Raw genomic sequence first — 23,362 nt, forward strand, 5'->3', positions numbered from 1 at the left:
GACCGGCCTAGTCGAACCAGCGGTCCCGGGCCAGCTCCTCCGTGCGCGACGGGTCCTCCAGGAGCGCCGCGACCTCGAAGCGACGCGGCCACTGACCCGCGGCCCACGCCAGACCCGCCGCCACGCCCTCCACCGTGGCGGCGTGGAGGACGCCGTCGGGGGTGCGGCGCCAGTCGAGTTCGACGCCGCCCGCCAGCAGCTCCTCGTGCTCGACGTACGTGTCGGGCGTGCCGGGGCCGAGCAGGGCGTGGACCGACCGGGGCACCTCGTGCTCCTCGCCGACCGTCGTCACCTCGGCCTCGACCACGTCACCGAGCCGGGCCACCTGGAACAGCTCCGTGAGGTCAGCCGCCCGGCCGGGGGCGACCGGCAGCAGGGGGCGGTCCTTGGCCAGGGGCAGCAGGTCGGGCGCGTCGGCGACCAGCGCCTCCGAGGCGTCCACCACACGCACCTCGCCGTCGACAACCGCGCGCAGCTCGTCCGGGAGCGTCACCTGCTCCGGGTCGAGGTCGGCCAGCGCGGTGTAGAGCGCGTGGAGCTGGGACGGGCTGACCGGGCGGTCCGGGTCGGCGAGCCGGCCCAGCAGTTCGGCCGCGCCGCCCGGCTCGTCGAGGAGCGCGGCGACGGAGGTCCGTACGCCGAGCGCGTGCAGCACCTGCTCGTCCTCGAAGCCGGTCGCGTCCGCGGAGTCGTAGAGACCGACCAGCAGCGGATCCCCGCCGGAGGCCCGCAGACCCGCCGGGCGCCGCCCGCCGAGCACCGGGTGGTCGCGCAGCCACCAGGCCGTGTACGGGCGCACGGTCTCCGTCGTGCCGTCCGGCAGCAGCACCCGCACCGGCTGCGTGAGCGCGTCCCGCAGCGGCGGCTGGGCCAGCAGGGCCAGCACCTGCGGCCAGTGGTCGTCGTCCACCAGGTCCAGGTCCCGTACGGCCACGATCTCCGTGGCGACCGGCGGCACGGGCGTGTCCGGCAGCCGGTCCAGCACGTCCTCGCACCACACGTCGACCGCGTCGAGCAGCCCCGCGTCGTCCGGCTCGGCGAAGTCCCCGTCGCGGGGCTCCAGTTCGTCCGGGTCGAGGACGACGTCCGTGGCGCGTACGAGCGCGAAGTTCGCCAGCACCCCGCAGGCGGCGAGCGGCTGCTCCCCCCAGCGGTCGGCCAGCTCCATGTCGCACAGGGCGAGTTCGCCCTCGCGCATCACGGATGCGAACGGGCTGCCGGGCAGCACGAGTTCACCGGCCGGCGCGAGCTCGCCGTCCTCGTCGGGCAGCGCCAGCGCGCCCAGCCAGGGCTCGTCGCCGGGCTCCAGGACCGCGTCCCGGACCAGCGTGAGGACGATCTCCGCGAGCTCCTCGCTGTCGGGCGTGTCCTCCTCCCACAGCCCGTCCCCTTCGTCGAGGGACGCGGCGACCGCGGCCCGCACCTGTGGCGTGGTCAGCACCGCGCGCGGCGTCGCGGGCAGCGCGCCGAGCTTCTCGAGGAGGGGGTGCGCGGCGTCCGGGTGGGCCACCTTCAGCCCGAACCGGCCGAGACCGGCGGGGGTCTCGGGGGTGGGGAGGAGGACCTGGCGAGGGCCGATGGTGGGGCGAGGGCTCCCGGTCAGCGGAACCGGAAGGCCGGACAGCCGATCGGGGTCGACGCCGGCGAGGCTGTCGTACAGGCTCCACCACCACGACGGGTCGCGCTCGATCCCGGCGAGCCGGTCGATCGCCTCCGTCAGCGGGACGCGCGCGACGCCGAGCGTCCGCAGCTCCACGCGGCGCTCGAGACCGGCGGGCAGCAGCGTCGGCAGCACATCGGCCAGTACGCGTACGGTCTCGGCGCCCGCGCCCTCGACGACCTCGGCCTCCAGCGGCCGCAGCGCGACGACGTCGTCCGACGACAGCGCGGCCGGGGCGGCCGGGGCGAGGAACGACACGCGCTGCAGCCGCTCGAGGATCGCCGCGCGCAGGGCGCCGTCGATCACACCTTTGCCGAGCGGGCCCGGGACCAGGTCGATGGTGCCCGTCGAGACCGGCCGCCAGTCGCCGAGCAGCTCGGCGTACGCCTCGGCCGCGCGCTGCACCAGGAAGTCGGTGAGCGGGCCGGGCGCGGGGTGCCTGCGGGTGGTGTCCAGCGGGAGCGTCGCGATCAGCAGCGCGGGGACGCCGAGGGGTTCGTCCGTGGGGGTCGGCGCGTGCACGACGGGAGCGGTGGCGGGGTACACGGGCGCGCCCTCGACGTCCACGGGCACGGCCCAGGTGACCGTCCAGTGCGGTCGCAGCCGCTCCTCCACGGGGCGGTCGGCGAGGAGCCGGGCGTCGATGCTGCCGTGGTGGGTGACGGTGCGCCAGCGGCTGACGCCCCGCGCGCTGTCCTCGATGTGGACGTACGGGCCCTGCTCGGATCGGCGCAGGGTCCTCGCCCCGTCCGGGGTCTCCACGACGACCTCGGCGAGGCCGGGGAGCGTGAGCAGCAGCGCGTCGTCGATGCCGGTCAGGAGGCGCTCGACGAGGTCTTCGGCGGTGCCGTCGCGCAGCGGCAGGATGACGACGGTGTCGTAGCCGTCGGGGGCGCTGCCCTCGGCGGGCAGCGGGAGCCGCAGCAGCGGTACGTGGCCGTCGCGCCGCCGCAGCTCGTCACCGAGGCCGGAGCTGGCCTGAGCGGCCTGCTCGGTGAGCTCGCGGGCCTCGGCGAGGGACCAGCGGACGCCGCCGTGCCGGCCGACGACGGCGGGCTCGTCGCTCACGGCGAGCACGGCGGCGAAGCCGACGCCGAAGCGGCCGACGGCCGTCTGGTCGTGGTCGCGCTTGGCGGATGCGCGGAGGGTGGACAGCGACTCGACGCCTGCGGCGTCGAGGGGCGCGCCGGTGTTCGCGGCGACGAGGGTGCCCTGGTCGAGGGTGAGCCGGAGGCGGCCGGGCACGCCTGTGCGGGCGGCGGCGTCCGCGGCGTTCTGGGCGAGTTCGACGACGAGGCGGTCGCGGTAGCCGCCGAGCGAGAGGTCCTCCTCGGCGTTGGCGTCCTCCCGGAACCGTGCGGGGCTCGCGCCCCACGCGTCGAGCACCCCACGCCGCAGCCGTGCCGTCCCGAACGGGTCGGCCCCCTCGGTCGTCCTGACGCTCACGCCTGTCTCCGCTCTGTCCTCTTACCGGTGTACCTCAACCGCGGCCCGAAGGTATCGCGTACGAGGCCCGTATCGGGGGCGCGGGGGTGCGAATGGCTGGGGCTCCGCCCCCGACCTCGCCCGGGCGTCGGCTTCGGATTGCCCCGCGCGGGGTCGGTCGCCGGCGGTCGTGGGGTGCGGGCCATTTCCTCCGCCTGCCCCACCACCACGCGAAACTCCGGGCTGATGCCCTCCTGGCCCGGCCGAGGGAGGGCGCACGAGGCCGACGTCCCCGAACACCCTGCGGAAGCCTCGCGCCCCGGCCCGCGTCACGGCGTCCGGCTGGTTGCGGGCAGGCGCATCGCCAGTGGTTTGTGGGCATGCGTCCCGCCGAGGTCCCCCAGGACGGTGTCCTGGGGGAAGGGACGGGTGGGCCCTACCACCCACCGGCCCGCACCCGGGCTCGCCGGCCAGACTCCTCACCACGCAGCGGATGCCGCACGCGGCACGCGTCCCCGCCGGGGGAAGGCGTGGCTAGCTGTGGCCCAGATCGTCCGGGGACGCCGCGTCGGCGTGGTCCGGGACCGAGCCGCTGTCCGGGGCCGGGCGCAGCGGGAACTCGTCCGGGCGCATCGTGTCGAGCACCGGCGGCGGCGGCGTCGGCGGCTTCGGCATCACGGCCGCCTCGGAGTGCCCCCCGCACCCGTACGCCAGGGACACGATCCGTCCGTCCGCCGGCGAGAACTCGTTCGCGCACACGCCGAAGGCCTGCTTGAGCGACCCCGCGAGCGGCATCAGGAATCCGCACGACACACACGTCGCGGGCGCGGCCTGCGCCATCGGTGTCTTCGCGCCGTACGCCTCTTCCCACCGGTCCGCCGCGACGTGCAGGCCGTACCGGGACAGGACGCGCGCCCGGCGCATCCCCAGTTCCTCGGCCACGGACGTGATCGCGCCCCGGGACGGCGCCCGCAGCACGATCTCCGCATCCTCGGCGTCGACCCGGTCGGCCATCTCCTCGGAGACGGCCGAGTTCGGCGGCGGCACGTCCTCGCCGGAGTACCCGGGCTCGAGACGCAGGTCCTCGGCCTCGGTGGGCAGCAGGTCGCCCGGTCCCATGTCGCCCGGCCGCAGCCGCTCGCTCCACGGCACCCACTCGGGTGCGAGCAGCGCGTCCGGACCGGGCAGCAGGACGGTCTCGTCGAGGGTGACGACCTTCGCGCGGGACGCCCGGGCGACCGTCACCGCCCAGCGCCAGCCCCGGTACCCCGGCTCCCGGGATGCGAAGAGGTGGGTGACGACCCGGTCCCCCTCGGACACGAGGCCGACGTGCTCGCCCACCACCCCCGGCGCGGCCGCCTCCTCTGCGGCGGCCCGCGCGAGGTCTACCGCCTCGGCGCACAGACGGTCGGGGGTACGGCTTCGCGTCGTCGCAGCACTCACAGGTCTCGCTTCTCTCCTACGCCGTCTCACGGGTGCGCCGGCCGATTCGCGATGTACGGGCGGCGGGCGGAGCGGACCAGAGGGCCGCATCGACGTCCGCGCCCGGGCAATCAATCCCGTGCACGCCTTCTGTCACCCATTCTGCGGGATGACGAAGAGGCGCGCGGCCGAGAACTACCGCCGGTGGCGCGCTACGCACGCTACCCCCTCTGTGGCGCCCCGCCCACCTGCCCGTCCGAATCCCGGTTCGGGTCGAAGGCGTGTGGGGCACTATGACGAGGTGACAGCCGCGAGGTCGTCCCCTGTCGCCGGGCCGCTGACCAGGGCGGGCCGGGCGGTCGGACGTGCCCTGCGCCGTCCGTTCACCGGAACGGCGAGAGGCATTCGCCGGGCGACCCACGCCCATGGCGCGGGCGAATCCGGACTCGGAAAACTCATCGAACTGCACGCGGTCAACGGCGCCGGCGATGTCATGGTCACCGTCGCGCTCGCCTCGACGGTCTTCTTCTCGGTCCCCACCGACGAGGCGCGCGGCCGGGTCGCCCTCTATCTCGCGATCACAATGGCGCCGTTCGCCCTCCTCGCCCCCGTGATCGGGCCGCTCCTGGACCGCATCCCGCACGGCCGCCGCGCCGCGATGGCCGGCGCGATGACGACCCGCGCGGTGCTGGCGCTGACCATGTCGGGCGCCGTCGCGACGGGGGGCCTCGAGCTGTATCCGGCCGCGCTCGGTGTGCTCGTGGCGTCGAAGGCGTACGGCGTCGTCCGCAGCGCGGTCGTGCCGCGGCTGCTGCCACCGCGCTTCGCCCTGGTGAAGGCGAACTCGCGGGTGACCCTCGCCGGGCTGGTCGCGACCGGGATCGCCGCGCCGATCGCGGCGGGGCTGCAGCGGATCGGCCCCGAGTGGCCGCTGTACGGGGCCTGCGCGATCTTCGTCGCGGGCACGTTCCTGGCGTTCAGCCTGCCCCGCAAGGTCGACTCGGCGAAGGGCGAGCGCAAGGCTCACATGCTGACGCACGGCGAGCGCAAGCCGAGCCTGCGCACGGTCGGCCCGTCGGTGCTGCACGGGCTGCAGGCGAACGTGGCGCACCGCATGCTCTCCGGATTCCTGATCTTCTTCCTGGCCTTCCTGCTGCGCGTGCATCCGCTGGCCGGGCAGAGCGCGGCCGCGTCGCTGGTGATGGTGGGCGTCGCGGCGGGCCTGGGCAATGCGTGCGGTACGGCGATCGGCGCGTGGGTGAGGCGCCGCCCCCCGGAGGTGATCGTCGCCACGGGCCTGATGCTCGTGCTGTCGGCGGCGGTTCTCGCCGCGGTGTTCTTCAGCCCGCTGATGGTGGCGGTGCTGGCCGCGGTGGCGGGGCTGTCGCAGGCACTGTCGAAGCTGTCGCTGGACGCGATGATCCAGCGGGACGTCCCTGAGGCGGTGCGCACGTCGGCGTTCGCCCGTTCGGAGACGCTGCTGCAGATGGCATGGGTCGTGGGCGGTGCGATCGGGATCTCGCTGCCGCTGAACGGTGCGCTGGGCATGTCGGTGGCCACGGCCATCCTCGCGACGGGTGCGGTGCTGGCCCTGCGCGGACTGCTCGTCGCGTCCCGGCGCAGTACGACGGCGCCGCGCCCGGTGACGATGGCGCCGCGGGTGCGGTGATGGCCGGGCCCGGTCACCGGGCGGGGCCATAGGAGCACGCCACGCCGCACCCCCGCGCTGCGTGACACCGGTGGCCCGATAGCCTTCGGACCATGACCGTTGCGTTCTTCACCGGCAAGCACCGCCGGGCCGCCGCCGCCCTCGGTGCCGTGTCCGCCGGCCTCCTCGTACTCTCCGCCTGCGACAAGCCGACGCCGCTCGCGACCGTGACGGTCGGGACGAACTCGGTCACCACCGAGGCGGCCTGCTACAACGACGGCGAAGCCATCAAGGAGTCGCTGATCCAGGGCTGCCTCAACAAGAAGTCCGGCAAGACCGTCGAGGTCTCGGCGGACGACCGGGTCCGCTTCGGCGTCGAGCCGGAGGTCGCCGAGAACGGCTGGACGCTGTTCATCGGCGGGCAGCAGGCCGAACAGGAGCCGTACCACAAGACGTACCGGTCGATCCCGGCCAGCGCCTTCTTCTCCAGCCAGCTCGGTGAGACGACCAACACCGCGCAGGTCAGCATCGTGGAGACCACCGGCAAGAAACTGACCGGCATCTGGCACTTCACGCTCAAGAAGTCCTGACGCGGCCCGGGACCCGTCGCCCACCCATGCGCGTACTCGTCGTGACCGCGGTCCCGGCGGAGGCGGACGCCGCCTCCGCCGGGACCGCGGTGACGTGCCGGACGATCACCACCCACACCCTCCCGGGCGGTTACTCCCTGCGCCGCTGTGCGGCAGGCGCGGCCGAGGGCGTCGTGGGCGACGGCGTGACCGTGGACGTCCTGGCCGCGGGGGTGGGCCCCGCCGCCGCTGCGGCGGGTACGGCGACGGCGCTGACGGCCGCCGTGTGCGGGCCCGCGCCCGGGTACGACCTCGTCGTGTCCGCCGGTATCGGAGGTGGCTTCCAGCCCGCCGCTCCGCTCGGCTCGGTGGTCGTCGCGGACGCCGTCGTCGGAGCCGACCTCGGAGCCGGCACGCCCGACGGCCATCTCACCGTCGAGGAGCTGGGCTTCGGCCGCTCCGTGCACGTTCCCTCGCCCCTCTCGGAGCGGATCGCCAAGGTCCTGGACGCGGTGCACGGGCCCGTGCTCACCGTGTCCACGGTGACCGGGACCGCCGAGCGTGCCGCGGAGCTGATGGCGCGTCATCCCCGGGCCGCCGCCGAGGCGATGGAGGGGTTCGGGGTGGCCGAGGCCGCCGCGGCCCACGGCGTGCCCGTCGTCGAGATCCGGGCCGTGTCGAACGCCGTCGGCCCGCGCGACCGGGACGCCTGGCGGATCGGCGAGGCCCTCGCCGCGCTGCGGCGCGCGTTCGAGCTGCTCAGCCCCGTGTTCGAGGAGAAGGCCCGATGACCACCCTCAAGATCGCCTACTCACCCTGCCCGAACGACACCTTCGTCTTCGACGCCTGGGCACACGGCCGGATCCCGGGCGCACCCCGCCTCGACGTGTCGTTCGCCGACATCGACATCACCAACGGCATGGCCGAGCGCGGCGAGCTCGACGTGCTGAAGGTGTCGTACGCCGTGCTCCCGTACGTCCTCGACGAGTACGCCCTGCTGCCCTGCGGCGGCGCACTCGGCCGGGGCTGCGGTCCGCTCGTGCTGACCCGCGAGCCGGGCGCTCGTGGGGGCATCGCCCGGGCCGAAGGCCCTGGGGGACTCGCGGGCAAGACCGTTGCCGTACCGAGCGAGAGGTCGACGGCGTACCTGCTCTTCCGTCTCTGGGCGGCGGATGTCGTCCCGGAGGGCGTCGGGCAGATCGTCGTACTGCCGTTCCACGAGATCATGCCGGCGGTGCGGGACGGAAAGGTCGACGCCGGTCTCGTCATCCACGAGGCACGGTTCACCTACCAGAACTACGGACTCCACTGCCTCGCCGACATGGGCGAGCACTGGGAGTCCACTACCGGGCTGCCGATCCCACTGGGCGCGATCATCGCCAAGCGCTCCCTGGGCGCGGAGACCCTGAAACTGGTGGCCGAGTCGGCCCGCACATCCGTCCGCATGGCATGGGACGACCCGAAGGCGTCGCGCCCGTACGTGCTCGAACACGCCCAGGAGATGGACCCGGCTGTCGCCGACCAGCACATCGGGCTGTACGTCAACGAGTTCACCGCCGACCTCGGCGAGGACGGCTATGCCGCGGTCCGCGGACTGCTCACGCGTGCGGCGGCCGAGGGGCTGGTACCGCCCCTCGGCCGGGATGCGCTGGCGTTCGTCTGACTGTGGGCGGATACGGCCGGACACGGCTGGAAGTCGCCGCATCACGGCCGGATACGGCGCCGCCCGGTGCTACACGTCGAGCTGGTCGGCGACCGCGCGGAGCAGGCCCGCGATCTTCTTGCCGTGGACCTTGTCGGGGTAGCGGCCCCGCTCCAGCGACGGCGTGATGTTCTCCAGGAGCGTCGTCAGATCCTGCACGATCGACGCCAGTTCGTCGGGCTTGCGCCGCTGCGCCGCCGCGACGGACGGGGTCGGGTCCAGCACCGTCACCGAAAGCGCCTGGTCACCGCGCTGGCCCGCGACAACCCCGAACTCGACCCGCTGCCCGGGCTTGAGGCTGTCGACTCCGTCAGGAAGCACCGACGAGTGGACGAAGACGTCGCCGCCGTCGTCTCGGGAGAGAAAGCCGAAGCCCTTCTCACTGTTGAACCACTTGACCTTGCCGGTAGGCACGTCTGTCCTCGTCCTCGTACTCGTCGGGAATTGCGAAAGAAAACTGGTCTGTATAGCACTGCAGCGGGTCGCCCGACCCGCCACCAACCAAGGCTAATGGTCCAGGGCCCACTGACAAGACGTCCCCGGTGGTTCCTGTGCGCTGGGAACTACCCTGGTCGGGTGACTCATGAAACCCAAGCGAATTCCGCCGGGCCCGGCGACGGACTCGTGCGCGTCGGCGCGATCGTCTTCATCATCGGCGCCGTGGCCACTCTGGTCACGGTGGCCCCGCTGTTCCTCGGCACGGAGCCGTTCCCGCCGGTCGCGTACGCCGTCTGCATGCTGATGGGCGTCGGGTTCCTGATCGCGGGTGCCGGGGTCCTGCGGTCGATCGCGGCGCAGCGGCGTCAGGCGCGTTCCTCGGCGTAGGCGGCCACCCAGGCGGGAAACGCGGTGAGGTCCGGCAGGACCACGTCCGCCCCGGCCTCCCTCAGCTCCCCTTCCCGGCACGGCCCGGTCGGCACGGCCACGGAGAGCGCCCCTGCCGTTCGGGCCCCTCGGACGTCGCCCGTGTGGTCGCCGACGTACACCCGCGCGCCGTGCTCGCGCAGCGCCACCGCCTTGGCCTCCGCCCACAGCCGGCCGATGACGGCGTCGGGCCGTATGCCGAGGTGTTCGAGGTGCAGCTCGGCGTTCGGCTCGTGTTTGGCGGTGACGACGATCGCCCGGCCGCCGAGCGCCTGGACGGAGGCGACGGCCTCGCGGGCACCGGGCATCGCGAGGGTCGGGGCGATCGCATGGGTGGGGTAGATCTCCCGGTAGCGGTCGCCGATCTCCTGGATGCGGTCCTCGGGGAACCAGTGCGCGAGCTCCTGCTCCAGGGGCGGCCCGAGCCGGGTGACCGCGAGATCGGCGTCGATGTGGACGCCCGTCTCGGCGGAGAGCGCGCGGTAGGCGGCGTGGATGCCGGGGCGGGAATCGATCAGTGTCATGTCGAGGTCGAAGCCGACCGTGAGCGGTCGCGTCAGAGGTTCCGAAGGCATGAGAGCCATTGTGCCCGTGCAGGCGGCGTCGACCGGGATGCATAAACTTGGCGGCGCTTAGCCAAGCCTTACCAATTTTCCTTTTCCGGCCACTCGATGGGATGCGATGCCAGCCAGACGCGTGTGCGCGACCGCGACGGCGGTGGTCGCGCTGCTGTTCGCGGTTCTGCTCAGCCTCGCGGTCGGGGCGCGCCCGATCGCGCCGTCCGCCGTGTTCGACGCGCTGCTGCACGGTGGGACGAGCGACGCGGCCCAGGTCGTACGGGAGCTCCGGCTGCCACGCACGCTCATCGGCCTGATGGTCGGCGCGGCGCTCGCGGTGGCGGGCACGGTGCTGCAGGGCCTCACCCGCAACCCGATCGCCGACCCGGGGATTCTGGGCATCAGCCAGGGCGCGTCGGTGGGCGTCGTGCTGGCGATCGCGTTCGCCGGCGTGCACACGCTCACGGGCTATGTGTGGTTCGCCTTCACCGGTGCGGCGCTCGCGTCGGTCGCGGTGTACGCGATCGCCTCCAGCGGCCGCGGCGGCGCCACGCCGGTGAAGTTGGCGCTGGGCGGCGCGGCGATCAACGCCCTGCTCGTGTCGGTGACGATGGCCGTGCTGACGACGAAGGCCGCGGCACTGGACGAGTTCCGCTTCTGGCAGGTCGGCTCGATCGGCGGCCGGGAAGCCGAGGTGGCCGCGCAGATCTGGCCGTTCCTGCTGCTCGGCACGGTGCTGGTCGTCTCGGTCGCCCGCGGCCTCGACGCGCTGGCGCTGGGCGACGACGTGGCGAAGGGGCTCGGCCAGCGCGTCGCGACGGTCCGGATCGTCGGCGGCGTGGGCGCCACCGTGCTCACCGGCGCGGGGGTCGCGGCCGCGGGGCCCATCGCCTTCATCGGCCTGGCGGTGCCGCACATCGCCCGCGCGGTCGTGGGCACCGACCACCGCTGGGTGCTCCCGATGGCGGCGCTGATCGGGCCCGTGATGCTGCTGGCCTCGGACGTCGTGGGCCGGGTGGTCTTCCCGCCGAGCGAGGTCCCGGCGGGCGTCATGACGGCGCTGATCGGGGTGCCGTTCCTGGTGGCGCTGGTGCGACGGAAGGCGGTGCCCGCGTGAGCACCACGGTGGGCGGCCGAACCGCCGGCGCGGACACGGCTCCCGGTGCCGTCCACCGGGGCGGAGCGCGGCCGGCGGGATACGGCCTGATCCGGCTCGGCCGAACACGGTTCCTCCTGCACCGGCGGGCCGCGCTCGTCGCGGTCGCGCTCGCCGCGACCCTCGTCGCCGCGTCCGTCGCGTACCTCTGCTTCGGCGAGAGCTTCGTCCCCCCCGCGGAGGTCGTGAAGGTGGTCCTCGGGCAGCCGTCCCCGAACGAGCTGGTGGTCGGCACGCTCCGGCTGCCCCGCCTGGCGGTCGGCCTGCTCGTCGGCGCCGCCTTCGGCATCGCCGGCGCCCTGATCCAGACCGTGGCCCGCAATCCGCTGGCCAGCCCCGACATCATCGGCATCAGCCAGGGCGCGAGCGCGGTCACCGTCGGCGCGCTGACCTTCGGCGTCACGTCGTACACCGCTCTGCCGTACCTGTCGGTCGCGGGCGGCATCCTCGCCGCCGCGCTGGTGTACGTCTTCGCCTGGCGCGGCGGGCTCCACGCCACCCGCTTCGTCCTCATCGGCATCGGCTTCGCCATCGCGCTGCGCTCGATCACGACCCTCTTCATGACGAAGGGCGACTATCTCGTCGCCCAGCAGGCCCAGATCTGGATGACCGGCTCGCTCAACGGCCGCGGCTGGGACGAGGCCGCGCCGCTCGGCTGGACACTGGCCGTGCTCGTCCCGGGCGTGCTGTGGGCGGCCCGCGCCATGCGCAACGTGTCCCTGGACGACGACACGGCCATCGCGCTGGGCGTACGGCTCGGGCGGGTGCGGCTCGGGCTCGTCCTGCTCGGTGTCGTCCTGGCGTCCGTGGCGACGGGTGCGGCGGGCCCGGTCGACTTCGTGGCGCTGCTCGCGCCGCAGATCGCGCGCCGGATGACGCGTACGGCGCAGATCCCGCTGCTCGGCTCGGCGCTGACGGGCGCGGTGATCGTGGTGCTGGCCGACCTGCTGGCGCGCCGGCTGCTGGCGCCGACCGAGCTGCCGGTGGGCGTGCTGACGGCCGCCGTCGGCGCCCCTTATCTGATCTGGCTGCTCGTCCGCAGCCGTACCGGTGCCGGTGCCACTGCCGGTGCCGGTCGTTCCGGTCGTACCGGTCGTTCCGGCCGCACCGCAGGAGGCAAGGCATGAGCAGGCTGACGGCCCGCGAGCTGACGCTCGCCTACGAGGACCGCACGGTCGTGCACGAGCTCGACCTGGCCGTACCGGACGGGCAGGTGACGGTCATCGTCGGTCCGAACGCCTGCGGCAAGTCGACGACGCTGCGCGCGCTGGGACGGCTGCTGAAGCCGAAGGGCGGTGCGGTGCTGCTGGACGGCACGGAACTGGCCCGTATCCCGACGAAGCGGATCGCGCAGCAGATCGGGCTGCTGCCGCAGTCGCCGGTCGCACCGGAGGCGATCACGGTCGCGGATCTGGTCTCGCGCGGCCGCCAGCCGCACCAGGCCTGGTGGAAGCAGTGGTCGGAGGAGGACGAGCGGGCCGTCGCGGACGCGATGGAGCGTACGGACGTCGCCGCGCTCGCCGACCGGTCCGTGGACGAGCTGTCCGGTGGTCAGCGGCAGCGCGTGTGGATCGCGATGGCGCTCGCGCAGGAGACGGATCTGCTGCTGCTCGACGAGCCGACGACCTTCCTCGACATCTCCCACCAGGTCGAGGTCCTCGACCTGGTGCGGCAGCTCAACGCCCAGCGCGGCCGGACCGTGGTCGCGGTCCTGCACGACCTCAACCAGGCAGCGCGGTACGCCGACCACCTCGTCGCGATGAAGCAGGGCCGCATCGTCGCCGAGGGGCGGCCCGCGGACATCGTCACCGCCGAGCTGGTGCGCGAGGTGTTCGGGCTGACGTCGGTCGTCGTACCGGACCCGGTGACGGGGTCGCCGCTGGTCGTGCCGGGGGCGCCGTGGCGGGCCGACGCCGTCGTCCCGGAGCAGTCGTCAGCCGCCATGCCTTAGCCCGGACGAGCCGGCGTGTCCGTCCCCGGACGCCGGACGGCCTCGGGGAGTGCCCCGCACCACCAGGCAGGCCCGAGCGTCCGTCGGAAAGCACCGGCACCACCAGGCAGGCCGGCGTGTCCGTCCCCAGACGCCGGACGACCTCGGGGAATGCCCCGCACCACCAGGCAGGCCCGAGCGTCCGTCGGAAAGCACCGGCACCACCAGGCAGGCCGACGTGTCCGTCCCCAGACGCGGGACGGCCTCGGGAAGTACCCCGCACCACCAGGCAGGCCCGAGCGCCCGTCGGAAAGCACCGGCACCACCAGGCAGGCCCGCATGTCCGTCCCCGAACGCCGGACAGACTTGAGGCGCCGCCGCATCGTCGGACAGGGCGGGGCACGGCCCGTCGCAGGCGCGGCGCGCCCGCGGTCACCGTCAGTTTCTGCTTCTGCGGGCGCGCCACACGAGGTAGAGGGCCGTCGTGATCGCCGCGCCCCGCACCACCCAGGGCCAGGTGGTCGCGAGGGCGTCGGCCATCGCCTCGCCGCCCGGCGGGATGGGGTCGCCCCAGCGGCCGTTGACGCGGCCCCAGAGCCACACCGCCGCGGTCGCGGCCACCGCCCCCGGCAGCCCGAGGACCGCCCATTTCGCCTCCGTACGGGAAAGGGCGCGGGACGCGTACGCGAGGAGCCAGCCGAGGCCGAGGGCGAGCCAGGAGCCGAGGATCGTGCCGACGACCAGGAGCGCGGCGGCGGTCAGCAGGAGGGGGTTGCCCAGCCCCGGCCGACCGGAGCGCAGCGCCCGCAGGCTCCGACGACGGCGTCCGGCAGCCGGCTCCTCGTCCTCGGCGTGGTCGGAGTCGTCGGCATCGACGGAGCCGTCGGCCGGCTCCGAACCGTCCGCATCGTCCTTCCGCGGCGGCCTCAGTATCTCGGCGATCTCCACCCCGCCCACGAAGCCACCGATGTCGCTCTCCCCCGGCGTGACCCGCCACCAGTCCGGTTCGCCTCCGGACGGGCCGAGCTCGTCCATCCCCGCCAGATGCGGCGGCGACGCGCCGGGCGCGGATCCGGGTCCCGACCCGGATCCCGGCTCGCGCTCGGCCTTCTCCGTCCCGCGCGGCCACGCGATGAAGCGCCGGGCCGCCGAACGGGACCGCTGCTCCGGCACCGCGGTTCGCCGCTCCTCAGGTGCCGCGTGACCGCCGGACGCGGCCGCGGCCACCACCTCGTCCGGCGTCCCCAGCCGTCCCAGGATGCGGCGCACCGCGGCCGGGCTGTCCGTGTCGTACTTCGCCCGCCGGCGGTCGATCTCGTTCCGGAGCGACGACACCAGCTGCATCCTGGTCCCGGAGGGCAGCTGGTGCTGCTGGGCCAGGTCGCCGACCCGGCTCAGGTAGTCGAAGACAAGCTGGTCGCTCTCGATCCCCACGGTCGCCCCTCCACAGCGCGCCCTGTAACGGCGGGGTACCCGCGGGCGCCCTGACCCGACGTTAGCGCGCGGGCAGGGGCTAACGTGGGTCGGATGGGGACCGGTGAGCTCGATCGGGAGGCGCACGTGCCCGCAGGAACGCCCGCAAGTACGACAACAGGTACGGGCACGGCACCGCGCACCTTGGCCGAAGCGCTGCGCGCCCGCGGCGACGAGGGCCTGGCGGCACTGCTGCGTGCCCGCCCGGACCTGCTGACCCCGGTCCCGAGCGACCTCACCCAGCTCGCCACCCGCGCCGGCACCCGCGCCTCCGTCGTCCGCGCGCTCGAGCGGCTCGACCGGTTCACGCTGCAGACGGCCCAGGCGCTGGCCGTGGCCGCGGAGCCGACCTCGTACGGCACGGTCCTCGGCCTGCTCGCCGGCGGCGCGGGCGAGCCGGCCGTCGAGGGCGCGCTGCCGCGCTCGCTGGGTGTGCTGCGCGAACAGGCGCTGGTGTGGGGTGACGACGACCGGCTGCGGCTGGTGCGCACCGCCCGCGAGCTGCTCGCCCCGTCCCCGTCGCACCCTTCGCCGACCGGCCTCGGCCCGACGGTCGCCGAGGCGACGGCCGGGATGTCGCCGGGGCGGATGCAGGAGATCCTCGCGGTGGCGGGACTGCCGACGACCCACGACCCCGTGTCGGCGGTCGCCGCACTGACCGGGCTGTTCACGGACCGCGAGCGGATGTCGGCGCTGCTCGACACGGCTCCGCCGGAAGCGCTGGCGGTGCTGGACCGGCTGGTGTGGGGGCCGCCGTACGGGGAGGTGGCGGCCGAGCCCACACCGCCGGTGCGCTGGCTACGGGATCACGGGCTGCTGCTGCCCGCGTCGCCGCGCACGGTGGCGCTGCCGCGCGAGGCGGCGCTGCATCTGCGCGGGGGACGCGCGCACCGGGAGCCGGAGCCGGTCGCTCCGGAGGTCCTCGTCACGGCAGAACACCGTCCACAGGTTGTGGACAACACCGCGGCCGGGCAGGCCTACACGGCACTCGCGACCGTCGAGGAGCTCCTGAAGGAGTGGCAGGCGGCCGCACCCGCGGTGCTCCGTGCCAGCGGGCTGAGCGTGCGCGATCTCAAGCGCACGGCAGCGCTGCTGGACGTCTCCGAGCAGATCGGCGCCTTCTGGATCGAACTCGCCTACGCGGCCGGGCTGCTGGCCTCGGACGGCGAGGCCGACGAACGCTTCGCGCCGACGCCCGCGTACGACGACTGGCTCGACCTCCCGGCGGCCGAGCGCTGGACGACGCTCGCGACGGCGTGGCTCGCGGCGACCCGTACGGCGGGCCTGGTCGGCGGCCAGGACGCGAAGGGCCGCACGCTGGCGGCGCTCGGTCCCGACCTGGACCGCAGTGCGGCCCCCGAGGTCCGCCGCCGCGTCCTGGCCCTGCTGGCCGACCTCCCGCAGGGCGCCGCCCCGGTCCCGGGCACGCTGCTGGACCGCCTGCGCTGGGAACGCCCGGTCCGTCCGGCGGGGGCACCGGCGTCCGGCCCCCCGCCCGCCCGCGACGCGGCCCGTACCCCTTCCGGGGGCCCCACGGAGCCCATGGACCTCCGGTCCCGCATCGCGACCTGGACCCTCACCGAGGCCGAACTCCTCGGCATCACCGGCCGCGGCGCGCTGTCCACGGCGGCCCGCGCCCTCCTGGACACCTCCGGCCCGCAAGGCGTGGTGCTCGCCGCCCGGGCCATGGCGCCGCTGCTCCCCGCGCCGCTCGACCACGTCCTCCTCCAGGCCGACCTCACCGCCGTCGCGCCCGGCCCCCTGGAGCGGCCGCTGGCCGACGCCCTCGGTGTGCTGGCGGACGTGGAGTCGAAGGGTGGGGCGACCGTGTACCGGTTCACGCCTGCGTCCGTGCGGCGCGCGCTCGACGCCGGGCAGGCCGCGGCCGATCTGCACGCGTTCCTCGCCAAGCACAGCCGTACGCCGGTGCCGCAGCCGCTCAGCTATCTGATCGACGACGTGGCCCGCAGGCACGGCCACCTCCGGATCGGCGCCGCCTCCGCGTACGTACGCTGCGACGACGACGCCCTGCTCGACGAGATCCTCGCCGACCGCCGCTCGCAGGCGCTGCGGATGCGCCGCCTCGCCCCCACCGTGCTGGCGGCCCAGGCCGACCCGGCGGCGCTGCTCGAGGGGCTGCGGGCGATGGGCTACGCGCCGGCGGCCGAGTCCGCGGAGGGCGACGTACTGATCACCCGCGCCGACGCCCGCCGTACCCCGCCCCGCACCCCGCCCGCCCCCGTGCGCGAGGGGCCGCCCGTGCCGGACGACACCCTCCTCGGCGCGGCGGTGAAGGCGATCCGTGCCGGTGACATGGCCGCCACGGCCGTACGCAGGCCGGCCCCGCACACCGCGGACGGGGAACTGCCCCGCACGACGCCGGCCGAGACCCTCGCGACCGTCCAGGCCGCGGCGCTCACCGGCTCCGCCGTGTGGATCGGCTACGTCAACGCCGACGGCGCCGCCAGCCAGCGCGTCATCGCGCCCGTGCGCGTCGAGGGCGGCTTCGTCACGGCGTACGACCACACGGCCGACGAGGTCCGCACGTATCCCCTCCACCGCATCACGGGCGTCGCCGAACTCGCCGACGACCCCGCCTGAGCGCCGCCCGCCTGCCGTACGAGGGCCATGTCCCCGCCCCGGGCATGTGCCCGTGCCGTCCGGCGGCCCCGGCGGTTCGCCCTCGGCCGCGGCCGGTCCGAGTCCCGGGGTGTGGCCGACGCCACCCGGCCGCACCCTCCGATAAGGCAAACTGGAGGTTTGGCTGCACGGGACCGCACACGGCCGCACGGCGCCACGAGGAAAGGGCACACGCGTGAACGGACCGCTCATCGTCCAGAGCGACAAGACTCTCCTGCTCGAGGTGGACCACGAGCAGGCCGACGCGTGCCGGCGCGCCATCGCCCCGTTCGCGGAGCTGGAGCGTGCTCCCGAGCACATCCACACGTACCGCATCACCCCCCTCGGGCTGTGGAACGCCCGAGCGGCGGGCCATGACGCCGAGCAGGTCGTCGACGCGCTCGTCGAGTTCTCCCGCTACCCCGTCCCGCACGCACTGCTCGTCGACGTCGCCGAGACGATGGCCCGCTACGGGCGGCTCACGCTGGTCAAGCACCCCACGCACGGGCTCGTGCTGACCACGACCGACCGGCCCGTCCTGGAGGAGATCCTCCGCTCCAAGAAGATCCAGCCGCTGGTCGGCGCCAGGCTCGACCCGGACACGGTCGCCGTGCACCCGTCCGAGCGCGGCCAGATCAAGCAGACACTGCTGAAGCTGGGCTGGCCGGCCGAGGACCAGGCCGGTTACGTCGACGGCGAGGCCCACCGCATCGACCTCGACGAGTCCGGCTGGACCCTGCGCCCGTACCAGAAGCAGGCCGTCGAGGGCTTCTGGCACGGCGGATCGGGCGTGGTCGTGCTGCCCTGCGGCGCGGGCAAGACGCTCGTCGGCGCGGGCGCGATGGCGCAGGCCAAGGCGACGACCCTCATCCTCGTGACGAACACGGTCTCGGCCCGCCAGTGGAAGCACGAGCTGATCAAGCGCACGTCGCTCACCGAGGAGGAGATCGGCGAGTACAGCGGCGCGAAGAAGGAGATCCGCCCGGTCACGATCGCCACGTACCAGGTGCTGACGACGAGGCGGAAGGGCATCTACCCCCACCTCGAGCTGTTCGACTCCCGCGACTGGGGCCTGGTCGTCTACGACGAGGTGCATCTGCTGCCCGCGCCGGTCTTCAAGTTCACTGCCGACCTCCAGGCCCGCCGCCGCCTCGGCCTGACGGCGACGCTGGTGCGCGAGGACGGCCGCGAGTCGGACGTCTTCTCGCTCATCGGCCCCAAGCGCTTCGACGCGCCGTGGAAGGAGATCGAGGCGCAGGGCTACATCGCGCCCGCCGACTGCGTCGAGGTCCGGGTCAATCTGACCGAGTCCGAGCGACTGGCGTACGCGACGGCCGAGACGGAGGAGAAGTACCGCTACTGCGCGACCACGGACACGAAGCGGAAGGTCGCGGAGCAGCTCGTCCGCAAGCACGCGGGCCAGCAGACCCTCGTCATCGGCCAGTACATCGACCAGCTCGACGAGCTCGGCGTGCACCTGAACGCACCGGTGATCAAGGGCGAGACGCCGAACTCGCAGCGCGAGAAGCTCTTCGAAGCGTTCCGGAACGGCGAGATCAGCGTCCTCGTCGTGTCCAAGGTGGCGAACTTCTCGATCGACCTCCCCGAGGCGACCATCGCCATCCAGGTCTCCGGCACCTTCGGCTCCCGCCAGGAGGAGGCCCAGCGCCTCGGCCGCGTCCTGCGCCCGAAGGCCGACGGCCACAAGGCCCACTTCTACTCGGTGGTGGCGCGCGACACGATCGACCAGGACTTCGCGGCCCACCGCCAGCGCTTCCTGGCGGAGCAGGGGTACGCGTACCGGATCATGGACGCGGACGAGCTGCTCGCGGAGGGGTAGCCGCCGCCTCCCCTGCACGTAAAGGGAGTTGACACTCCGACCAGCCGCGGGAAACGATCCCGCCGATGGAGATCACCGACCTGACACCGGCGGAACGGCGTGTCTGGGAAGCGTTCCCCCACGGCGAGGGCGTCGACTTCCGCGAGAGCGCCGACGAGGACCCCGGGACGGGTGCGTCCTGGGGTCCCGAGCGGACCGTACGCGCCGAGGTGCTGCGGGCCCTGCTGCTCGACGGTCCTTCACAGAACGGCGAGATACCCGGGCTCAAGGTGTGGGGCGCCCGCATCACCGGACAGCTGAACCTCAGGTACGGGACGGTCGAGCACGGCTTACGGCTGCGGTCCTGCCACTTCGAGCAGCCCCCGCAGTTGTACGGAGCGCGGGTCCCCGCACTGGTGCTGACCGACTCGGTGCTGCCGGGCCTCAATGCAGGGAATCTGCACGTCGACATGGTGCTGCGGCTCACGTGCTGCCGCATTGCGGGCCATGTGATGCTCTCGGGGGCGCAGATCCACGCCTTCTTCCTCAACGGGGCTCAGCTGGGCTCTCCGGCGGCACCCGACGCTCCGTGGCCCGACGAACCGGCGGAACCGGCTCTGCAGCTCAACCACGCGGTGATCGGCAACGACGTCTGGGCCGCCGGCCTCGTCGCCCGCGGAGAGGTCCGGCTGAACGACACCTCGGTCGGCGGCCAGGTCAACCTCGACGACGCCGTACTGCACGCGCCCGGCGGCACCGCGCTCCATGCCGAAAATCTGTCGGTGGGCAGCGATCTGCGCGGCATGCGGCTGCGCGCCGACGGCAGAGTCAATCTGCGCGGCGCCCAGATCCCCCGTCAGCTCAACCTCGCATACGCCCGCCTGTCCAACCCCGAGGGGCAGGCCCTGCGCGCGAGCAGCTGTGTGGTGGGCGAGCTGTGGCTGCGCGACGCCGCCCAGATCGAGGGCACCGTGAACCTGCGCCGCTCCCAGCTCGACCTCCTGCACGTCCCCCCGCAGGTGTGGCCGGACCGGGTCAGGCTCGACGGTCTCGACTACCGCACCCTGACCCCGCATCTTCCGCCCGAGGACCGGCTGCCGCTGCTGGAGCGCGAGGAGAGCGGCTATGTGCCGTACGCCTACGAGCAGCTGACCGCCGCCTACCGCACGGTGGGCGACGAGGCCGCCGCCCGCACCGTCCAGCTCGCCAAACTCCGCCGCCACCGCCGCACCCTGCCCTGGTACGCCAGGATCTGGGGCGCGCTCCAGGACATGACGTTCGGCTACGGCTTCCGTCCGATGCGCGCGGCCGGATGGCTGCTGGCGCTGCTGCTGACGGGCACGGTGGCCTTCGCGCTGGAGCATCCGCCACCGTTGAAGGCCGACGAGGCGCCCGCCTTCAACGCCGTTTTCTACACTCTCGATCTGCTCCTGCCGATCATCGGCTTCGGGCAGGAGGCGGCGTTCGCGCCGCAGGGCGGGTACCAGTGGCTCTCGTATCTGCTGATCGTGACCGGCTGGGTCCTGGCCACGACGATCGCGGCGGGCATCAGCCGCTCGCTGCGCCGCCAGTAGCCCGCCCCGACCCCGGTTCAGTCGAGCGCCGCCAGGATCGGGCCGAGGATCATCAGGAGGTACTGGGCGAGGACGGCCTTGCCCCGTACTCCGCGCTTCAGTGCGCCGCGCGGCAGGGCCGCAGCGCCCAGGCCGGTCAGCCCGGCGAGGCCCAGCGACCACGCGGCGGCGTCGACGGCGGGGCCGGCGGCGCCGTCCCCCGCGACCGCGTCCGTGAGGACGATGCCCGCCGTGATCACAAAGGCGACGAGCAGAAGCCCGAGACCGATCAGGGCCGTTGTGCGCCGGGAGCGCACGTCGCGCTGGTCGTGCTCGTACGCACCGGTGCCGTCGAGGGGCGCGGCGCTGCTGTTCTTCGTCATGCCGCGATTACATCAACCCGGTTCCGCCCGGCGGCTCCGGTCACGTACTCAACGAGCGCCTGCGCGGGTACTCGGCTCCGCAGTCCCGCGCCGGGTCTGCACCGGTGTGCCGGTGACCGTGGTCGTACCGGTGCGGAGCGCCGCGAACGCCAGGAGCGCCAGTCCCAGGAGCGGATAGGGCGAGGCCAACGGCTGCTGCCATCCGGCGAGTTGCAGGTCGAGGTCGCCTTCGTGGGGTACGAGCCACATGGTGCGGGCGAGGAAGACGGCCGCCACGGCGACGGCCGCACGGCGACGGCCCTCCGCGATCAGGACCGCCAGGAGCGGGACGCACCACACCCAGTGGTGGGACCAGCTGATCGGCGAGACGAGCAGGGCGGTGAGAGCGACGACGAGAACGCCCCAGCGCTCCGGGGCGCGGCGGGCGATCCAGAGGCCCGCGACGGCGGTCACGGCGGCGGTGACCGCCCACACCGCGCCGGGCTCCTGCACGTGCAGAACGCGGGTGAACAGCCCTTGGAGGGACTGGTTGTCGATGATCCACGCCTTGCCGACTCGGTCGGTCTCGAAGATCCGGCGGGTCCAGAAGTCGGCGCTGGCCTCCGGAAGGGCGAGCGCCCCGAGCAGGACGGTCCCGAGGAACGAGGCGAGGGCCGTGAGCCCGGCCCGCACCCGGCCGGTGATCAGCAGCAGGACGATGAAGACGGCCGGGGTGAGCTTCACGCCCGCCGCGACGCCGAGGGCGAAGCCCTTGCCGAGCGCGCCGGGCGGGCGGGACAGGTCCCACAGGACGAGGCAGGCCAGCGCGAGGTTGATCTGGCCGAAGACGACGGTCTGGAAGACGGGTTCGAGCCACACTGCGAGCGCGGTGGCGGCGAGCACATGGGGCACCCGCACCGGCAGCCCGGCGAAGCGGCAGGAGAGCCGTACCAGGACGGCCAGCAACAGGGCGTTCCCTGCGACGAACGCGACCTTGAGCGCGGCGACGGGCAGCCACGTCGTCGGCACGAAAAGGATGGCGGCGAAGGGCGGATACGTGGCGGGCAGCTGCCACTCGGTGACGGTGAAGCCGTACAGATCGGTGCCGTTGGCGACGGCCGCGCCCTCTGCCCGGTAGACGAGGGTATCGGCCATGGGGATGCGCTGGGCGAGACAGAGAGCGGCCAGCGCGGCGAGCGACAGGACGAGCGCGAGGGCGCCGCCCACTGCGGTCAGTGAGCGCGCTGTCACGGTCCGGTACGGGTACGTCACGGCCGCGACCCTAGTGGATCAGCGGAGCGGTCCGGACATCGGCGTCGGGGCGGAGTCGGGGTCGGGGTAGTCGGGGTCAGAGGTGACGGCGGACGACGCCGGCCTCTTCGCCGTACTCCCCGAGGACCACGACGCCGAAGGCAGTGGTCACGAAGACCTTGACCGCCCGCAGCGCGTCGCCGAGACGGTGGCTGTGATGCCCGACGGCACCACTCGCGGTGGCGCCGCGCCCGGGCTGCACGGCTTGGTGGAAGGTGGCTGTACTCATACCTCCATGGTGTGCTCTTCGCACGCGGAGCACATCGGCCTGCCGACCGAACCGCGAGCGGGCTCGCGTACGACTTCGGATATACGTCGTCCCCTACGGGACGGAGTGGTGCTGGGCGGACCCGCCCGGACGCCCTGCCCGGCGGGCCGGGCCGCGGACCCGCGCCCACGGGGCTCTGTCCCCACCCCGCTCCTCCCCGGCTGGGCGGACCCGCCCGGACGCCCTGCCCGGCGGGCCGGGCCGCGGACCCGCGCCCACGGGGCTCTGTCCCCGCCCCGCTCCTCCCCGGCGCGGTGTCGAGGTGCGGCTCCGCCGCGCGGGGCCCTGCGGTGTGGGAGAAGACGCGCGGGCCCACCGCACGGTAGCGGGCTCCCGCCCGGGGCCCGGGGCCTGCCTCCGGTACGGGAAAGAGGCGGGCAGGGGGAACAGGACCCGCCGCGGGCGGGCGCAGGCCCCATGGACCTCCCGGACGCCGCCCCGGCAGATCCACTCGGCAGACCCGCCGCCCCGCCCGAAAGACCGCGCGCGAACCGGCCGCCGCCGCCGCACGTCAGCCGCCGCCCGCCCGCGGGAAAACCGTTCGCCCGCCTCCGCCCAGGTGGCTAGTGCTGCTCCGCGGAAGTTCGTGGAGGGTGTTGATCAGGCTGCCTTGAGCGGGGTGCCCTCGTAGGTCCAGCGGTAGGGCTTGGCCGTCTCGTTGTGCTTGATCACGTAGGTTTCCAGCTTGTCGATCAGGTCGTCGCGGCTGGCGAAGTCGCCGTGCCGCAGGACCCGGCGGGTCAGGGCGGAGAAGAACAGTTCGGCCTGGTTGAGCCAGGAGGCGTGCGGTGGGGTCCAGTGGACGTGCCAGCGCGGGTGCGCGGCCAGCCATGCCTTGGTGTGCCTGGCGGTGTGGGAGGAGCCGTTGTCGAGCACGACGTGGATCTCCTTGTCTGGGGCGATGGTCCGGTCCAGCTGGTCCAGGAACGCGGTGAAGGTCGCTGCGTCGTTGCGGGCGATCACCTCGGTCAGCACTTCGCCGCTGGTCACCTCCAGGGCGGCAACCAGGGAAGCGGTGCCGTGG

General features: G+C 73.7%; 20 protein-coding genes. 11 read left to right on the forward strand and 9 right to left on the reverse strand.

The genetic code is table 11. The annotated features are described in order from the left end of the window. Positions 1–7 precede the first annotated feature (7 nt). Together ABT078_RS13570 and ABT078_RS13575 are read right to left on the reverse strand one after the other, a co-directional pair. The gene (locus ABT078_RS13570; RefSeq protein ID WP_351227083.1) at positions 8–3,106 is read right to left on the reverse strand and encodes a sacsin N-terminal ATP-binding-like domain-containing protein; all 3,099 of its coding nucleotides are present in this window, start codon (positions 3,104–3,106) and stop codon (positions 8–10) included. 513 nt (positions 3,107–3,619) lie between these two features. After that, entirely contained in the window at positions 3,620–4,528 is a 909-nt protein-coding gene (locus ABT078_RS13575) for a DUF3027 domain-containing protein (protein ID WP_351227085.1), read from the reverse strand. A gap of 280 nt (positions 4,529–4,808) precedes the next feature. Between ABT078_RS13575 and ABT078_RS13580 the strand changes: the two genes are divergently transcribed. The 4 genes from ABT078_RS13580 to ABT078_RS13595 all read left to right on the forward strand — a co-directional run bounded on the left by ABT078_RS13580 (position 4,809) and on the right by ABT078_RS13595 (position 8,387). Then, positions 4,809–6,176, forward strand: coding sequence for an MFS transporter (locus ABT078_RS13580; RefSeq protein ID WP_351227087.1), 1,368 nt, complete (start codon positions 4,809–4,811; stop codon positions 6,174–6,176). 92 nt (positions 6,177–6,268) lie between these two features. After that, positions 6,269–6,745, forward strand: coding sequence for a DUF2771 domain-containing protein (locus ABT078_RS13585; protein WP_351227089.1), 477 nt, complete (start codon positions 6,269–6,271; stop codon positions 6,743–6,745). 26 nt (positions 6,746–6,771) lie between these two features. After that, positions 6,772–7,515, forward strand: coding sequence for a futalosine hydrolase (locus ABT078_RS13590; RefSeq protein WP_351227091.1), 744 nt, complete (start codon positions 6,772–6,774; stop codon positions 7,513–7,515). Next, a complete protein-coding gene (locus ABT078_RS13595; RefSeq protein WP_351227093.1) occupies positions 7,512–8,387 on the forward strand; it encodes a 1,4-dihydroxy-6-naphtoate synthase in 876 nt (291 codons plus the stop codon). The genes ABT078_RS13590 and ABT078_RS13595 overlap by 4 nt, the downstream gene beginning before the upstream one ends. 69 nt (positions 8,388–8,456) lie before the next feature. On the opposite strand, the gene ABT078_RS13600 is transcribed toward ABT078_RS13595, so the two are convergent. Beyond that, a complete protein-coding gene (locus ABT078_RS13600; RefSeq protein WP_351227095.1) occupies positions 8,457–8,840 on the reverse strand; it encodes a cold-shock protein in 384 nt (127 codons plus the stop codon). A gap of 162 nt (positions 8,841–9,002) precedes the next feature. On the opposite strand from ABT078_RS13600, the gene ABT078_RS13605 reads away from it, so the two are divergent. Beyond that, positions 9,003–9,251: a hypothetical protein gene (locus ABT078_RS13605; protein ID WP_351227097.1), complete on the forward strand. Its 249-nt coding sequence runs from the start codon at positions 9,003–9,005 to the stop codon at positions 9,249–9,251. Here the strand turns inward: ABT078_RS13605 and ABT078_RS13610 are convergent. Continuing rightward, positions 9,230–9,865, reverse strand: a complete 636-nt coding sequence (locus tag ABT078_RS13610; RefSeq protein ID WP_351227099.1) for an HAD family hydrolase — start codon at positions 9,863–9,865, stop codon at positions 9,230–9,232. The genes ABT078_RS13605 and ABT078_RS13610 overlap by 22 nt on opposite strands. 106 nt (positions 9,866–9,971) lie before the next feature. Between ABT078_RS13610 and ABT078_RS13615 the strand changes: the two genes are divergently transcribed. Genes ABT078_RS13615 through ABT078_RS13625 form a run of 3 tightly spaced genes read left to right on the forward strand, consistent with a single transcriptional unit; the run spans position 9,972 to position 12,954 of the window. Further along, positions 9,972–10,964, forward strand: a complete 993-nt coding sequence (locus tag ABT078_RS13615; RefSeq protein WP_351227101.1) for a FecCD family ABC transporter permease — start codon at positions 9,972–9,974, stop codon at positions 10,962–10,964. A gap of 8 nt (positions 10,965–10,972) precedes the next feature. Further along, positions 10,973–12,130, forward strand: a complete 1,158-nt coding sequence (locus ABT078_RS13620; RefSeq protein ID WP_351227135.1) for a FecCD family ABC transporter permease — start codon at positions 10,973–10,975, stop codon at positions 12,128–12,130. Continuing rightward, a complete protein-coding gene (locus ABT078_RS13625) occupies positions 12,127–12,954 on the forward strand; it encodes an ABC transporter ATP-binding protein (protein ID WP_351227103.1) in 828 nt (275 codons plus the stop codon). The genes ABT078_RS13620 and ABT078_RS13625 overlap by 4 nt, the downstream gene beginning before the upstream one ends. 417 nt (positions 12,955–13,371) lie before the next feature. Here the strand turns inward: ABT078_RS13625 and ABT078_RS13630 are convergent, their stop codons facing one another. Next, positions 13,372–14,367: a hypothetical protein gene (locus ABT078_RS13630; RefSeq protein ID WP_351227105.1), complete on the reverse strand. Its 996-nt coding sequence runs from the start codon at positions 14,365–14,367 to the stop codon at positions 13,372–13,374. Positions 14,368–14,460: 93 nt separating this feature from the next. Between ABT078_RS13630 and ABT078_RS13635 the strand changes: the two genes are divergently transcribed. The 3 genes from ABT078_RS13635 to ABT078_RS13645 all read left to right on the forward strand — a co-directional run bounded on the left by ABT078_RS13635 (position 14,461) and on the right by ABT078_RS13645 (position 20,418). Further along, on the forward strand, positions 14,461–17,007 hold the full coding sequence (locus tag ABT078_RS13635) for a helicase-associated domain-containing protein (RefSeq protein ID WP_351227107.1): 2,547 nt from the start codon (positions 14,461–14,463) through the stop codon (positions 17,005–17,007). 214 nt (positions 17,008–17,221) lie between these two features. After that, a complete protein-coding gene (locus tag ABT078_RS13640; protein ID WP_351227109.1) occupies positions 17,222–18,865 on the forward strand; it encodes a DNA repair helicase XPB in 1,644 nt (547 codons plus the stop codon). 65 nt (positions 18,866–18,930) lie between these two features. Next, the gene (locus ABT078_RS13645; protein ID WP_351227111.1) at positions 18,931–20,418 is read left to right on the forward strand and encodes a membrane-associated oxidoreductase; all 1,488 of its coding nucleotides are present in this window, start codon (positions 18,931–18,933) and stop codon (positions 20,416–20,418) included. Positions 20,419–20,435: 17 nt separating this feature from the next. Here the strand turns inward: ABT078_RS13645 and ABT078_RS13650 are convergent, their stop codons facing one another. The 4 genes from ABT078_RS13650 to ABT078_RS13665 all read right to left on the reverse strand — a co-directional run. Further along, entirely contained in the window at positions 20,436–20,780 is a 345-nt protein-coding gene (locus ABT078_RS13650) for a hypothetical protein (RefSeq protein WP_351227113.1), read from the reverse strand. A gap of 48 nt (positions 20,781–20,828) precedes the next feature. Beyond that, positions 20,829–21,914, reverse strand: a complete 1,086-nt coding sequence (locus ABT078_RS13655; protein ID WP_351227137.1) for a glycosyltransferase 87 family protein — start codon at positions 21,912–21,914, stop codon at positions 20,829–20,831. Between the two features lie 193 nt (positions 21,915–22,107). Then, positions 22,108–22,299: a hypothetical protein gene (locus ABT078_RS13660; RefSeq protein ID WP_351227115.1), complete on the reverse strand. Its 192-nt coding sequence runs from the start codon at positions 22,297–22,299 to the stop codon at positions 22,108–22,110. Between the two features lie 639 nt (positions 22,300–22,938). Then, a partial coding sequence (locus tag ABT078_RS13665; RefSeq protein ID WP_351227117.1) for an IS630 family transposase occupies positions 22,939–23,362 on the reverse strand: 424 nt, incomplete at its 5' end.

Origin of the sequence: Streptomyces sp. NPDC002133 (assembly GCF_040296405.1) — a bacterium.
GTDB lineage: Bacteria > Actinomycetota > Actinomycetes > Streptomycetales > Streptomycetaceae > Streptomyces.